Genomic DNA, 13,970 nt, shown 5'->3' on the forward strand with positions numbered 1-13,970 from the left:
GAACCCGAAGAGAGGTGGGGAATGCGCGCTGTGTCTTTTTTCCGTCCCCTCCCCCTCTTCCTCTCTCCCACGTGGGGGGGGCCCTTTCGTTGTCCCCCCCCCCCCCCCCCCCGACGGGCTGGGAAGCAACCCCTTACCGTCGGGCGTGCCGGGAAGTGTCCGTCCTCAAACGCCGGACCGGCCGGAAAGCGGACCGGCAACCCGCCCAGCCAGCCCACACACCCGCACTCACGCGCCCGACCGACTGGAAAATGGACCAGCAACCCGCCCAGCCAGCCCACACACACCCGCACTCACACGCCCGGCGGGCCGAGCCGCGGCGCGTCTCTTACACCTGCGGCGCGTCCGGGAGGAAGCGCAGGGCCCATTCCGCCCGGGAGGCGACGGCTGGGTCGTCGTCCTTGGTCAGGGGCTCCAGGAGCGCGCCGGCCGTCCGCGGGTCCGACTGGACCACGCCGACGATCTCCGTCGCCAGTCCGTCCTGATCGTCACCGAGGTCGACGGCCGAGGCACGCAGCAGCACCGGCAGTACGTCGGTGCCGCCGATCGCCGCGATCACCCCGCCGAGCATCTCGCGGGCGTAGAAGTTCCGTTCACCGATGAAGCGGCCGAGCTCGGTCACCAGGCGCGGGAGCAGACCGCGGTCGCCGGACGCCGCGATGTCGTCGGCCAGGTCGATCGTCTCGTCGACATCGGCGTCGGGGTCGTCGAGGAGCGCGATCAGACGGGTCGTGGGGTCGGTCATCAGAGCTCGGTCACCTTTCCTGCCGCGACCTCGATGCGGCGGGTCGTACGGACCGCGTCGAGCATCCGCCGGTCGTGCGTGACCAGGAGCAGCGTGCCGCTGTACGAGTCGAGCGCGGACTCCAGCTGTTCGATGGCCGGCAGGTCGAGGTGGTTCGTCGGCTCGTCCAGGACGAGGAGGTTGACGCCGCGGCCCTGGAGCAGGGCCAGCGCGGCGCGGGTCCGCTCGCCCGGTGAGAGGGTGGCTGCGGGGCGCAGTACGTGGTCGGCCTTGAGGCCGAACTTGGCGAGGAGGGTGCGGACCTCGGCCGGTTCGGTTTCGGGGACGGCCGCACAGAAGGCGTCCAGCAGCGAGTCGGTGCCGTGGAAGAGGCCCCGGGCCTGGTCGACCTCGCCCACGACGACGCCCGAGCCGAGCACCGCATGGCCCTCGTCCAGCGGGAGGCGGCCGAGGAGAGCGGCGAGCAGCGTGGACTTGCCGGAGCCGTTGGCGCCGGTGATGGCGACGCGGTCGGCCCAGTCGATCTGGAGCGACACCGGCCCGAAGCGGAAGTCTCCCCGCCGCACCTCGGCGTCCCGGAGGGTCGCCACGACCGCACCGGAGCGGGGCGCGGAGGCGATCTCCATCCGCAGCTCCCATTCCTTGCGGGGCTCCTCGACGACATCGAGCCGTTCGATCATCCGCTGGGTCTGGCGGGCCTTCGCGGCCTGCTTCTCGCTCGCCTCGCTGCGGAACTTGCGGCCGGCCTTGTCGTTGTCGGTGGCCTTGCGGCGAGCGTTCTTGACGCCTTTGTCCATCCAGGCGCGCTGCATCTGGGCCCGGCCCTCCAGTGCCGACCTCTTGTCGGCGTACTCCTCGTACTCCTCGCGCGCGTGCCGCCGGGCGGTCGCCCGCTCCTCCAGATAGGCCTCGTAGCCGCCGCCGTAAAGGGTGATCTGCTGCTGGGCGAGGTCGAGTTCGAGGACCTTGGTGACGGTACGGGTGAGGAACTCGCGGTCGTGGCTGACGACGACCGTGCCGGCGCGGAGCCCCTGGACGAAGGTCTCCAGCCGCTCCAGGCCGTCCAGATCGAGGTCGTTGGTCGGCTCGTCGAGGAGGAAGACGTCGTAGCGGGACAGGAGCAGGGAGGCGAGCCCGGCGCGGGCGGCCTGGCCGCCGGAGAGCGAGGTCATGGGCTGGTCGAGGCCGACGGTGAGACCGAGCGAGCCCGCGATCTCCTCGGCGCGCTCGTCGAGGTCGGCGCCACCGAGCGCCAGCCAGCGCTCGAGTGTGGTCGCGTAGGCGTCGTCGGCGCCGGGGGTGCCGTCGACGAGGCCCTGGGTGGCCTCGTCCATCGCGGCCTGGGCCGCGGCGACCCCGGTACGGCGGGCGAGGAACTGCCGTACGGTCTCGCCCTCGCGGCGCTCCGGCTCCTGCGGCAGGTGCCCGACGGTGGCGGTCGGCGGCGAGAGCCGCAGCTCCCCCTGCTCGGGCCGGTCGAGACCGGCGAGCAGGCGGAGCAGGGTGGACTTTCCGGCTCCGTTGGCTCCGACGAGGCCGATCACATCGCCGGGCGCGACGACGAGGTCGAGGCCGGCGAAGAGCGAGCGGTCGCCGTGTCCGGCGGCGAGGTCCTTGGCGACGAGGGTTGCAGTCATGAGGGGGCCGATCCTATCGGGGGCGCAGGTCGGGGCCGGGCCCGGCCGGTAGGGGCCGGGCCCGCCGGGGCCGTCTGGAGCGGCTCAGAGCAGGCCCGCGAGTTTGTAGAGCGCGAGCGATCCGGCGACGGCGACGTTCAGGCTGGCGCCCGTGCCGATCATCGGAATCTCCACGCACTCGTCGAGCAGGTCGAGGGCTTCGGGCGGGATACCTATTCGCTCATGGCCGAGGACCATGACCGTGGGCTCCCGGGCGGGCGCGAGATCGGCGAGACGTACCGCCTCGTCGGCGAGCTCGACGCCCACGATCCGTACGCCGCGTTCGCGCTGCCTCGCCAGCCATCCCAGAGGATCGCCGGTCCAGTGCGTGCAGAGCGGCTTGCGCAGCGTGTTGCCGCGGGCCAGGGCCTCGGGAACCCAGGGGAAGCGCGGCACGGTCAGACACGCGCCGACCGCGTCACAGGTGCGGGCGAGTGTCCCCAGATTGGCGCCGTGCAGCGGCCACAGGGGCGCCGCGTAGAGGTGGTCCCAGCAGGCGTGGGCACGCGGTCTGCGCGATCGGCGCAGCTCCGCCGGGGTACGTGTGCGGATGGACGGACCGTTCCGCCGGGCGCCGCTCATCGGCGCGGGGAGGCGGACCTCCGGTTCGGCTGATGCATGTCGTGTCGGCGATTGACCGGCTCGCCCGGGCCCCTCGGCTGTGTCATCGCGCCACGGGCGCGACCAGCACGCCCCCCATGGCGCGTGCCACCACGAAGGATTGCCCCTTGACCGCCCGCGCGTCCAGCGGAATTCGGTGGGTGCCGGGCTCCAGCATCCCGTCGAAGACGTCGTGCGTGTGGGTGCGGTGGAGCCGGTCCAGGCGGTACGCGACGAGGTGGACTCGGCAGGTGGAGGTGACGGTCACCGTCGCCTCACCACCGGCCGCCGTCAGCCCGGTCAGCCGACGGCGCGCCGACGAGCGGTCGAGGGCGTGCTCGATCTGGGCGACCAGGAGCGGGATGACCGGGGCGAGCCCGTCCACGTACGCGACATCCACCCCGGCCTGTTCGAAGACGGCGCGCACCGCGGCCCGTTCGGGCTCGACGACCGCGCGGCCGAAGGCGACGGCCCCGTAGGTACGGAGCTCCTCGGCGGGGACTCCGGCCGCATCATGGGCGATCTCGGCGCCGATGCCGATGGTGCGCAGGGCGGCGGCGAGTCTGGCGAGGACGGCGACACGGGCGCCGATCAGCAGGACGCGACGGCGCGGCCGGCCCTCCTCGTCGTCGAGGAGCCGTTCCAGCTCCGTGCGGTACTCCCCGCCGCGGAAGCGGAACGGCCCTATCCCGTGGTAGCCGTTGAGTTCCAGGTCGGCGGTCTCGTCGGTCTGCCAGGCGAAGTCCCGCCAGACGATGTCGTCCCCGTCGCGCTCGATGACGGCGGTGACGGCGCCGCAGTCGAGTCCTTCGCACTCGGGGCAGCCGTAGATGACGTAACGCCCGCCGGGAAGCGGGGCCTCTGCCTCCAGCAGCAGAGCGCGGACCTGACGGGTGAAGATCGCGGGCGGGATGTCGGAGGCGAGCGGGGAGACCGCGTCGAGGTCGGAGAGCTGGAAGAGGAGCGGGCAGCCGTCGACGATGAAGTCCATGAAGTCCCGGTGGACCTGGTAGCCACCATCGGCCAGGACTCCCCCGGCTCGCATCGCCGGCGCCAGGGCGAAGGTCGCGTACTCGGCAGACATGTCTGGAGTATCCCCAGCTGTGACGTGATGTGAGCACGGCATCTTCGATTCCGCTACGGTCCGGCCATGAGCGGGGAGGTGAGCGGCGTGGGCGATGTGATCGTGGTGGGCGGCGGGGTCATCGGGCTGACGACGGCGGTGGTACTCGCCGAGGAGGGCCGCCGGGTGCGGCTGTGGACCCGTGAGCCGGCGGAAGCGACCACGTCCGCGGTCGCGGGGGCGTTGTGGTGGCCGTACCGGATCGAGCCCGAGGCGCTGGTCGGCGAGTGGTCGCTCGCGACGCTGCGGGTGTACGAGGAGCTCGCCACGGACCCGGACGGGACCGGCGTGCGACTGGTGGCCGGTGTGCAGTCCGGGGCCCGGCTCGACGCCCTGGGGCCGTGGGCGCGGGAGTTGGCCGGTCTGCGGGAACTGGCGCTGGGTGAGGCGCCGGGCGGCGGCGGGCCCGCGCTCCGGGCCCGGCTGCCGTTGATCGACATGCCCGTGCACCTGGGCTGGCTGCGGGCCCGGCTCGAGGCGGCGGGCGGGACGGTCGAGACCCGCGGGATCACCTCGCTCGACGAGGCGGCGGCGGAGGGCGCCGTGGTGGTCAACTGCACCGGGCTCGGGGCGCGTGGCCTCGTGCCGGACCCGGAGATGTCGCCGGTCCGGGGGCAGTTGGTGCTCGTGGAGAACCCCGGGATCGAGACCTGGTTCACGGCAGTGGACGAGGAGTCGAGCACGCTGACGTACTTCTTCCCGCAGCCCGGCCGGCTGATCCTCGGCGGCACCGCGGTGGAGGGCTCCTGGTCCCTGGAGCCGGACCCGGCGACCGCCGCGGCGATCGTGGAGCGGTGCGCGCGGATCCGGCCGGAGATCGCGGACGCGAGGGTCCTCGGCCACCGGGTGGGTCTGCGCCCGGCCAGGGCCTCGGGGGTCCGCCTGGACGGCGCGCCGGGCCCGTACGGCACGCGTCTGGTCCACAACTACGGTCACGGCGGCGCGGGCGTCACCGCGGCCTGGGGCTGTGCCAGGGCCGCCGCGGACCTCGCCCGGTGAACGGACCTGGACCGGTGAACGCCCCTCGGTGACGGCGTGCAGCGGCCTCAGCTGCCCGGCGGGACGGGGCCGATACGGAGCTCGAAGTCGTCGTCGTACTTCTCGTGGCCGGCGATGACGGCGAGTTCGACGACCTCCTCACCTCGCCGGCCGCGCACGATCAGCGGGTCGTGGCGCAGATCGCGCATCAGCGCGACACACATGCCGATCATCACCAGGGCGAACGGCGCGGCCACCAGGATGGTCAGATTCTGCAGTCCGGCGAGCGCGTCGCCCTGCCCGCCGCCGACGAGGAGCATCACGGCCGCGACAGCCCCGGTGACCACGCCCCAGAAGACGACGACGAACCGGCCCGGTTCCAGGGCGCCCTTCTGGGAGAGCGCGCCCATCACGATGGACGCGGCGTCGGCGCCCGACACGAAGAAGATCCCGACGAGGATCATCACCAGCAGACTCGTCGCCGTGGCGATGGGGAACTGCTGGAGCACGGCGAAGAGCTGTCCCTCGGGCGTCGTCTCCTCGCCGAGCCGCCCGCGTTCCTGGAGCTTCATCGCCGTGCCGCCGAAGACGGCGAACCAGCACAGGCTGACCGTGCTCGGCACCAGGATCACCCCGCCGACGAACTGACGGATCGTCCGTCCCCGGCTGATGCGGGCGATGAACATGCCGACGAACGGCGTCCAGGAGATCCACCAGGCCCAGTAGAAGACCGTCCAGGTGCCCAGCCAGTCGCCGACGCCCGTGCCGCTGGAGGCCTCGGTGCGCCCGGCCAGCTGCGGCAGCTCCCCGAAGTAGGCGGCGATCGACGTCGGAAGCAGGTCGAGCACGATGATGGTCGGCCCGGCGATGAAGACGAACAGTGCGAGGAGCAGCGCCAGCACCATGTTGGTGTTGGACAGCCACTGGATGCCCTTCTCGATGCCGGAGACGGCGGAGAGGACGAACGCGAGGGTCAGTACGGCGATGATGCCGACGAGGAGTGCCGTGCTGACCTTCTCCATCCAGCCCAGTTCGGTGACGCCGCTGCCGATCTGGAGGGTCCCGAGGCCGAGAGAGGCGGCGGACCCGAAGAGGGTGGCGAAGATGGCCAGGATGTCGATGATCCGGCCGCCCGTGCCGTACGCGTGCTTTCTGCCGATGAGTGATTCGAAGACGGCGCTGATGGTCTGGCGCCGGCGCCGCCGGTAGGTGCTGTACGCGATGGCGAGTCCGACGACGGCGTAGATGCCCCAGGGGTGCAGCGTCCAGTGGAAGAGGGTGGTGGCCATGGAGATCTCCATGGCCTCGGCGGCGTCGGCCGGCCTGGTTCCGGGCGGCGGCGTGGTGAAGTGCGCGAGAGGTTCGCTGACGCCGTAGAACATCAGGCCGATGCCCATGCCCGCGCTGAACATCATCGCGACCCAGGAAACGGTGCGGAACTCGGGCTCCTCACCCTCCTGTCCGAGCGGGATCCTGCCGTAGCGGCTGATGGCGAGCCAGAGCGCGAAGCCGACGAAGCCGGAGGCGGCGAGGACGAACGCCCAGCCGCCGTTGTGGATGAGGCCGGAGAGCATGCTGCTGGAGACGCTCTCCAGGGTGTCCGTGGCGACGGAACCCCAGATCACGAAGGCGAGCGTGAGGGCCGCGGTGACGCCGAAGACCACGCGGTCCGTCCGGGAGTCCCCGGACAGGCCGGGGTGGTCCGCCGTCACCGGCAGATCTCCCCGGCTGCCCGGTTTCCGTGCGTCGTGCGATTCGTCGGGCGATTCCTCGTGCGGCACAGGTGGCACCTTTCGGAGGTTCACGGAGCCTGGACTCGCTCTCCGTAAGCCCTCCTACCACAGGTCACGCGGGTCTCGTCGTATCAACAAGCGGTAACAGGATGTCCGGATGTGAGGTGGTATACCGCCCGCTCGTCGAGCAGGAGCGGTACGAGGGCACGCTGGGACTGCCGCAGCGGTACGAAGGCGGCCCCGCCCCCTTCCGCCTTCGCGAGCACGCCGTGCAGGGCGAGTTCGTCCTTCACGTCCGCGTACTGTCCGGCCCTGAGCCGGTAGCCGCAGGGCGGGTCCTGGATGATCTCCTCGGTGGTGGCGGGGTCGTTGTCGGCGCCGCCGGCGTAGACCGGGCCACGGTCCGTGAAGCCCGCGAGACGTGCGGCTCCCGTCGCGGCCTCGATCCGGCCGCGACGCTCGTCGACGAAGTCGAACGCGCCGTCCAGCGCGGCTCGTTGGGTCGCGACCCGGCGCCGGTTGTTGAGGGCCGCGTCCGCCTTCTCGGCGTCGGTCAGAGGATCGACGCGGGTCTCCACGAGCAGCCCGACGGAGTGCTTGATGCCGGCGGTGTTGCGCAGGATGCGCTCCTGACCGTCACCGGCGACCTGCTTCACGGGCTCACCGGTGACCGGATCGGTCCAGATGCCGTAGATGCCGCTGCTGAATCCGGCGTCGTGGGCGGCGGGCCGTACATAGTTCTCGGAGAGCGTGTGCGCTTCCTTGTGGACCCTCGGATCGGTGTTGAGATTGCGCGGCCAGAGTGAGAGCAGTTCCTTGTCGTAGTAGGAGGGCGTGGAGTTGTACTCGTGCAAGTCGTAGATCACGTCCGGGCGCCGGTCACGGATGACGGCGGCCAGGGCGCGGCCCTCGGCGGTCTTCAGGGCGATGTGGTCCCGGTTGATGTCGACGCCGTCCGCGTTCTCCCGGGTGTCGGCGGCGCGGCCGTCGGGGTTGGCGGTGGGGACGACGAGGACGGTCGTACGGTCCAGGAAGCGCCGGGTCCCGGCGTCCTCGGCGTACGCGAGGTCGCGGATGGTGGTGAGGCAGGCTTCGCGGCCCGACGGCTCGTCGCCGTGCTGACTGCAGATCAGCAGCATGGTGTTCGCCGTGGTCCGCTCGCCGCCGATGCGGACGAGCCGGAGCGGGCGGCCCTGCCCTGTCGTGCCGATGGTGTCCAGTGAGACCCGGTCGGCGGCCCGGTCGACGGCGGCGAGGAACTGCCACTCCTCGGCCTGACCGGTCCAGCGCGCGCCGCCCGAGGCTTCGAATCCGGTGCGCGGCAGGCTCTGCGCGGCGGGGGCCGCCTGGGCCGGCGCGGACATCAGGGGCGCGGCGAGGGCGCAGACGGCGACGGCCAGGGCGAGAGTACGGATACGGATACGGATACGGCGGTTCATCGGTTGCTCGCTCCCGGGATCGGGCGGATCGGACGCGGCTCCGCGACACCGTCGAGACGGGACTCGCGCGCGGTGGCGGCCGGCGGGACAGCGCCTGTGGTGGCCCGCACGAAGGCCGGAACGCCTCCGACGAAGGGCAGCCGGGCGGCGGTTCGGACGAAATCGAGGGTGAGGCTCGGCCTCGTGGACGGAGGATCGATGAGGTCCCTGTCGGTGCCGCCGATGATGAGGGCCAGACGGTGACCTGCCGGAACGACATGGTCGGTGGCGTGCAGATCGAGGGTGATGGTGTAGGCCGTGCCGGGCGTGAGCGGGCGGCCCTTGACCGCCGAGGCGTGGTTGCCGAGATCGGCCCAGCCGCGGCTGACCACGGTGTAGTCGACGGCGGCCGTTCGGGCCGCGGTCTCCTTGAAGCAGGAGCTGTCACCGGCCGTGCTCGGGCCCCAGCAGGTGCGCCCGGGGAGGGTCGTGATGCCTTCGCCGGCGGCCGCGTAGTCACGGATGGTGTCCGGGCCGACGTCGACGAGGACCGCGGAGAGATGAGCGGTCGTGGTCGTGGGGGTGGCGGTGACGGTGACCGTGGAGGATCCGGAGAGCCGCAGGTCGCGGCTGAGCACCCGGGTGACGAACCCGGCCTTGGCCGGTGTGGCGCGGTCGATGTCGGCGGCCCAGTCGGTCTCGTCGAGTGCCGGGTCGTCGGTGAATGTCTCCGTGACGCCGGGCGGTGCGGGCTTCAGGGCGAGTGTGCCGACGCCGGGGGTGGCGCCCTTGCCGGGGCGGAGTGTGGTGGTGGCGGTGGAGCGTGGCGGCCAGACACGGTCGGTGGACCACTGGTCGGGAGCGCGCTCGATGTCGGCCATCGGCTCACGGTCGATGCCGTTGTCGTAGCCGAGGAGGTAGTGGTCGAACCAGCGATGCAGCGTCGTGACCCACTCACCGCGGCGGAAGTCGAAGGGGTCGACGTGTCCGGTCCGGGAGAGCCAGACCTTGCGCTCGACACCGTGGTCGCCGAGTGCGTCCCACCACTGCCCGAAGTGCTTCGGGCGTACGTTGAGGTCCTGCATGCCGTGGACGGCGAAGACGCTGGCCCGGACGTTACGGGCGTCCCGGACGTAGTCGCGTTCGCTCCACAGCCGCGTCCAGTCGCCGCTGCGCGGGGCCTCGTCGACGAGCCGCTGCTGGACGGCCCGGCAGCGGGCGCGGGCGTCGGGGCTGTTCACGTAGTTCGAGAGCCAGTCGGGGCCGGAGTCGTACAGCGGCGCGCCCTGGGCGAAGTAGTAGTCGTACCAGGAGGAGATGGCGGCGATCGGGACGACGGTCTTGAGGCCCTCGACCCCGGTCGCGGCGACGCCGTTGGCGATGGTGCCGTCCCAGCTCTTGCCGATCATCCCGACGTTGCCGGTGGTCCAGCCGGCCGTGGCGCGTGCGGCGCCGGTGCGGGTGGTGTAGGCGCGGGCGCGGCCGTTCAGCCAGTCGACGACGGCCTTGGCGGAGTGGATGTCGGAGCGGCCACCGACGTCGACACAGCCGTCGGAGCGGTTGGTGCCGGCGAGGTCGACGGCGACGAAGGCGTAGCCGCGCGGCACGAAGTAGTTGTCGTAGTAGAGCGGGAACTGGACGGGATTCCCGTTCGCGTCGTACGTCTTCTTCTGGCTCTCGTTGCCGCGCCCGCAGCAGGAGTAATACGGGCTGGCATCCATGATGACCGGTATCTTCCGGCCATGTTGCGCCGTTTCACGCGGCCGGACGATGTCGACCGCTACGCGGTCGGTCCTGCCGTCCCCGTCGCCGTCGAGCCGGGTGTCCACCCATACGGATTCCCGGATCGCGTTGTCGTACGAGTAGACGGGTCTGCTCTCGCGGGGCGGGGCGCTCTGGGCGCTGCCCGGCGGTATGAGCACGGATATCAGGGCGGCCGTGGCCGCCACGGCCGGCGATCTGCTCCAAAGGCGGGTGCCCCGCACACGTATCGGCATGGGCGGAAGGTACTCCGGTCAACTCCTGTGCGACAGAGGGCAGTAGAGAACCAGGAGTGGGCCGAGGCGACGGAGGGGACGACGGGCATCGTGTCGGCCGAATGGCGATCGTGTGACAACAGGAGCCGTGGACATGACGGGGCGTCGCACGCATGAATAGGTTCCGAAGAGATCATCCGCCCCGACTATTTGGAGCATTCGTGCACCGCAGAATCCTCGTTCCGAGCGCGCTTGCGGCATCTCTTCTGCTGGCGATCCCGGCATCGGCCGCAGACTTCGAGCCCGGGGCATCGGGCATTGGCGACCCCTACTACCCGGCCAGCGGAAATGGCGGCTATGACGTATCGCATTACGACCTTCGGCTGAAATATCAGCCCAAGACCGATCTGCTGGAGGGTACGGCGACGATCCTCGCCACCACCACGCAGAACCTCTCCCGCTTCAACCTCGACTTCGGCCTGAACGTCAGCGAGGTGCGGGTGAACGGCCGGAAGGCCGTGTTCGCGAAGAGCGGCGACCGGGAGCTGGAGATCACCCCGGCCTCACCGCTGGAGAAGAACCGGTCGGTCTCGGTGGTCGTCCGGTACGCCGGCAAGCCCTCCGAGCTGAAGATCGACGGCTGGAGCGCCTGGCAGCGCACCCCGGACGGCGGCGTCGCCGCCCAGGAGCCGGACTCGGCGGTGTGGTGGTTCCCGTCCAACGACCATCCGCTGGACAAGGCGACGTACGACATCTCCGTCTCGGTGCCGGACGGCACCCAGGCGATCAGTAACGGAGTGCTGCAGTCGCAGAGTTCACGGCTCGGCTGGACGCGTTTCAGCTGGCGGTCGAACAAGCCGCAGGCCACGTATCTCGCGACCCTCGCGGTGGGCAGATTCGACATCACGACCGACAAGACCGCGAAGGGACTACCGGTCCTCAACGCCTACAGCAAGGACCTCGGCGACAACGCGGGGGCGGCGCGGGCCAGCGTCGAGCGGACCATCGAGATCGCGGAGTGGCTGGAGGAGGTCTTCGGGCCGTATCCGTTCAACGCGCTCGGCGGCTACGTCCCGAACGTGCCGAGCGGCTTCGCACTGGAGACACAGACCCGCCCGTTCTACAGCCCGCGGCAGTTCGCCAATGGCGCGAACGCCTCGGTGGTCGTCCATGAGCTGGCCCACCAGTGGTACGGGGACAGCGTCTCCGTCAAGGGCTGGAAGGACATCTGGGTCAACGAGGGCTTCGCCCGCTACAGCCAGTGGCTGTGGTCGGAGAAGGAGGGCGAGGGAACGGCGCAGGAGCTGGCGGACTACGTCTACGCCCTGCATCCGGCCGAGGACCCGTTCTGGACGGTGAAGCCTGGCGACCCCGGCCCGGACAAGCAGTTCGACATCGCCGTCTACGACCGTGGTGCGCTCACTCTGCAGGCGCTGCGGGGAGAGATCGGTGACGAGGACTTCTTCGCGATCCTCAAGGGCTGGCCGACCGTGAACGCCAACGGCAACGGCAGTGTGGACGACTTCGTGAAGTACGCCGAGAGGGTCTCCGGCAAGTCGCTCGCGGAGTTCTTCGACGCCTGGCTGTACCAGCCGTCGAAGCCGGCCGCCCCGGCCGCGGCGGGCGAGCGGATCGCCGCCGGTGCCGACGTCCGGCCGGCGCAGCCGAAGTCCTGGAAGAAGATCGCCGCGACGAACACGATCCACGACCACTGACGTGGGTTCTGATGGTGCCGTCGCCCCTTCGGGGGCGGCGGCACCTGCGGTTACCCTCGTGTCGACACGGTCCGACGCGCCGACGAGGAGCATCCGTTGCCCGATCCGACCACTGGAACCCGGCCCACGCTGGAGGCCGTCGCCGCCCGCGCCGGGGTCTCGCGGGCGACGGTCTCGCGCGTCGTCAACGGCGGGGCCGGTGTCCGCACACCGCTGGCGGACCGGGTGCGCGAGGCGGTGGCCGAGCTCGGCTACGTACCGAACCATGCGGCGCGGAGCCTGGTCACCCGGCGCAGCGGGGCGGTCGCCGTGATCATCGCCGAGCCCGAGTTCCGGGTGTTCTCGGATCCGTTCTTCGAGCGTCAGGTGCGCGGCATCAGCCGGGAACTGGCCGCCAACGACTCCCAGTTGGTGCTGCTGTGGGTGGAGGGGCCCGACGACCACGACCGGATCGCCCGCTATCTCGGCGGCGGCCATGTCGACGGGGCGCTCGCCTTCTCCCTGCACGAGGACGACGCGCTGCCTTCCGTGGTCCGCGGGTCGGGGGTGGCCGCCGTGTTCGGGGGCCGTCCGGGCGGGCCGGGAGCCGGCTCCGAGCACGCGGTCCCGTACGTCGACTGCGACAACCGCGGCGGCGCCCGGGCTGCGGTACGCCATCTGGTCTCCCTCGGCCGCACCCGCGTCGCGCACATCGCGGGCCCGCGCGACCAGACCTCCGCGCTGGACCGGCTCGACGGCTACCGTGACGTACTGCCCGAAGCCGACCCGGCGTTGACCGCCCAGGGCGACTTCACGGCGGAGAGCGGCGCACGTGCGATGGCCGGGCTGCTCGACGGTGGCGCCGCGCCGGACGCCGTGTTCGCATCGAACGACCTGATGGCTTCGGGCGCGCTGAGAGTGCTGCGCGAGCGCGGGCTGCGGGTGCCGGAGGACATCGCCCTGGTCGGCTTCGACGACATGACCCTGGTGGCCGAGACCACCGACCCCCCGCTCACGACGGTCCGTCAGGACATCGAGGGCAACGGGCGGCTGATGGTGCGGCTGCTGATGCGGGTACTGAACGAGAGCGAACCGGGGTCCGGCGCCCCGGCCTCGGTGATCACCCCGACGACGCTGGTGCGCCGCGCCTCGGCGTGAGCCGGGCCGCTTCGCGGGCCGCCCTGCGGGCCTGCCTCGCCAGCGGCAGATAGCGCAGCCGCTCGGGAAGGGCGGGCACCACGGCCCGTACGACGCGGCCCAAGCGCCGCAGTCTGCGCTCCTGCGCGTCGGTCCAGGGGAGCCCTATCGCCTCGCGTGCGTCGGGCGGCATCAGACCGATGGTGACGAAGCGCCGGAAGCGGGCGAGCGGCGGCAGGATCAGCGGCCAAGAGGCGCGCAGCAGCAGCCTGAGCAGGAGCGGCCCGCGGTCCGGTGGCGGTACGGGGCGGTCGGTCGCGGTGAGGTCCTGCACGACGACGGTCGCCTCCAATTCGTCGGCGAGGACCTTGCGGTAGTAGGGCCAGAACTCCTCGATGGTCTGCGGCATGTCCCGGTCGTGGATGCCGAGGATCCGCCCGACCCGCAGCCACTCCGCGTACAGCTTGCGCTCCTGCGCCGCGGTGAACGGGCGGTACAGATAGCGGGCGGCGTGCTGGTAGACCGGGAAGCCGGTGGCATGGACCCATGCGTAGTACTCGGGAGTGAGCGCGTGGTACCGGCGGCCGCGGGTGTCGGTGCCCTGGATGGTCCTGTGCAGTTGCCGCAGCCGGCGGCCCTCCTCGGCCGCGGCTTCGCCGCCGTACACCCAGAGCTGGAGCGAGCGCAGGGACCGCTCTCCGCGTCCCCACGGGTCGGTGCGGAAGACGGAGTGCTCGTCGACTCCGGCACCGACGGCGGGGTGCGCGACCTGCATGGTGAGTGCGGCGGGCAGCATCAGCAGTCCGCGGATGTCGCCGGCGAGGCTCCACAGCACACCGCCGGGCGGTGGCGGTACGGGATCCGGCGGCCTGCTCATGCATGCGCTCCCA

11 protein-coding genes are annotated in these 13,970 nt (G+C 71.3%); 3 read left to right on the forward strand and 8 right to left on the reverse strand.

From position 1 onward, the window contains the following. Positions 1 to 328: 328 nt before the first annotated feature. The 4 genes from AC0699_RS07670 to AC0699_RS07685 form a co-directional block, all read right to left on the reverse strand. Positions 329 to 745: a hypothetical protein gene (locus tag AC0699_RS07670; protein WP_478656920.1), complete on the reverse strand. Its 417-nt coding sequence runs from the start codon at positions 743 to 745 to the stop codon at positions 329 to 331. Further along, on the reverse strand, positions 745 to 2,382 hold the full coding sequence (gene abc-f, locus AC0699_RS07675; protein ID WP_478656922.1) for a ribosomal protection-like ABC-F family protein: 1,638 nt from the start codon (positions 2,380 to 2,382) through the stop codon (positions 745 to 747). The genes AC0699_RS07670 and abc-f overlap by 1 nt, the downstream gene beginning before the upstream one ends. 84 nt (positions 2,383 to 2,466) lie before the next feature. Then, entirely contained in the window at positions 2,467 to 3,003 is a 537-nt protein-coding gene (locus AC0699_RS07680) for a TrmH family RNA methyltransferase (RefSeq protein WP_478656925.1), read from the reverse strand. Positions 3,004 to 3,085: 82 nt separating this feature from the next. After that, on the reverse strand, positions 3,086 to 4,105 hold the full coding sequence (locus AC0699_RS07685; RefSeq protein ID WP_478656927.1) for an oxidoreductase: 1,020 nt from the start codon (positions 4,103 to 4,105) through the stop codon (positions 3,086 to 3,088). A gap of 66 nt (positions 4,106 to 4,171) precedes the next feature. Here AC0699_RS07685 and AC0699_RS07690 point away from each other — a divergent pair, with 66 nt between their 5' ends. Next, entirely contained in the window at positions 4,172 to 5,143 is a 972-nt protein-coding gene (locus AC0699_RS07690; protein WP_478656930.1) for an FAD-dependent oxidoreductase, read from the forward strand. 47 nt (positions 5,144 to 5,190) lie between these two features. On the opposite strand, the gene AC0699_RS07695 is transcribed toward AC0699_RS07690, so the two are convergent. The 3 genes from AC0699_RS07695 to AC0699_RS07705 all read right to left on the reverse strand — a co-directional run bounded on the left by AC0699_RS07695 (position 5,191) and on the right by AC0699_RS07705 (position 10,270). Continuing rightward, positions 5,191 to 6,912: a BCCT family transporter gene (locus tag AC0699_RS07695; protein ID WP_478656933.1), complete on the reverse strand. Its 1,722-nt coding sequence runs from the start codon at positions 6,910 to 6,912 to the stop codon at positions 5,191 to 5,193. 74 nt (positions 6,913 to 6,986) lie between these two features. Then, the gene (locus AC0699_RS07700; RefSeq protein ID WP_478656936.1) at positions 6,987 to 8,294 is read right to left on the reverse strand and encodes a M14 family metallopeptidase; all 1,308 of its coding nucleotides are present in this window, start codon (positions 8,292 to 8,294) and stop codon (positions 6,987 to 6,989) included. After that, entirely contained in the window at positions 8,291 to 10,270 is a 1,980-nt protein-coding gene (locus tag AC0699_RS07705) for a Xaa-Pro dipeptidyl-peptidase (RefSeq protein WP_478656939.1), read from the reverse strand. Before AC0699_RS07705 ends, AC0699_RS07700 begins: the two co-directional genes overlap by 4 nt. Before the next feature lie 200 nt (positions 10,271 to 10,470). Here AC0699_RS07705 and AC0699_RS07710 point away from each other — a divergent pair, with 200 nt between their 5' ends. Continuing rightward, positions 10,471 to 11,964, forward strand: coding sequence for a M1 family metallopeptidase (locus AC0699_RS07710; protein WP_478656942.1), 1,494 nt, complete (start codon positions 10,471 to 10,473; stop codon positions 11,962 to 11,964). A gap of 96 nt (positions 11,965 to 12,060) precedes the next feature. Further along, entirely contained in the window at positions 12,061 to 13,101 is a 1,041-nt protein-coding gene (locus tag AC0699_RS07715; RefSeq protein WP_478656944.1) for a LacI family DNA-binding transcriptional regulator, read from the forward strand. On the opposite strand, the gene AC0699_RS07720 is transcribed toward AC0699_RS07715, so the two are convergent. Next, positions 13,064 to 13,957: an oxygenase MpaB family protein gene (locus tag AC0699_RS07720; protein WP_478656946.1), complete on the reverse strand. Its 894-nt coding sequence runs from the start codon at positions 13,955 to 13,957 to the stop codon at positions 13,064 to 13,066. The genes AC0699_RS07715 and AC0699_RS07720 overlap by 38 nt on opposite strands. Positions 13,958 to 13,970: the final 13 nt, after the last annotated feature.

The organism is Streptomyces sp. NPDC043870 (assembly GCF_056435785.1).

Excerpts from the sequence above, each read along its gene's own strand:
- AC0699_RS07670 (WP_478656920.1), bottom strand. The coding sequence starts at position 745 with ATGACCGACCCCACGACCCGTCTGATCGCGCTCCTCGACGACCCCGAC.
- AC0699_RS07680 (WP_478656925.1), bottom strand. The coding sequence starts at position 3,003 with ATGAGCGGCGCCCGGCGGAACGGTCCGTCCATCCGCACACGTACCCCG.
- abc-f (WP_478656922.1), bottom strand. The coding sequence starts at position 2,382 with ATGACTGCAACCCTCGTCGCCAAGGACCTCGCCGCCGGACACGGCGAC.
- AC0699_RS07720 (WP_478656946.1), bottom strand. The coding sequence starts at position 13,957 with ATGAGCAGGCCGCCGGATCCCGTACCGCCACCGCCCGGCGGTGTGCTG.
- AC0699_RS07690 (WP_478656930.1), top strand. The coding sequence starts at position 4,172 with ATGAGCGGGGAGGTGAGCGGCGTGGGCGATGTGATCGTGGTGGGCGGC.
- AC0699_RS07705 (WP_478656939.1), bottom strand. The coding sequence starts at position 10,270 with ATGCCGATACGTGTGCGGGGCACCCGCCTTTGGAGCAGATCGCCGGCC.
- AC0699_RS07685 (WP_478656927.1), bottom strand. The coding sequence starts at position 4,105 with ATGTCTGCCGAGTACGCGACCTTCGCCCTGGCGCCGGCGATGCGAGCC.
- AC0699_RS07700 (WP_478656936.1), bottom strand. The coding sequence starts at position 8,294 with ATGAACCGCCGTATCCGTATCCGTATCCGTACTCTCGCCCTGGCCGTC.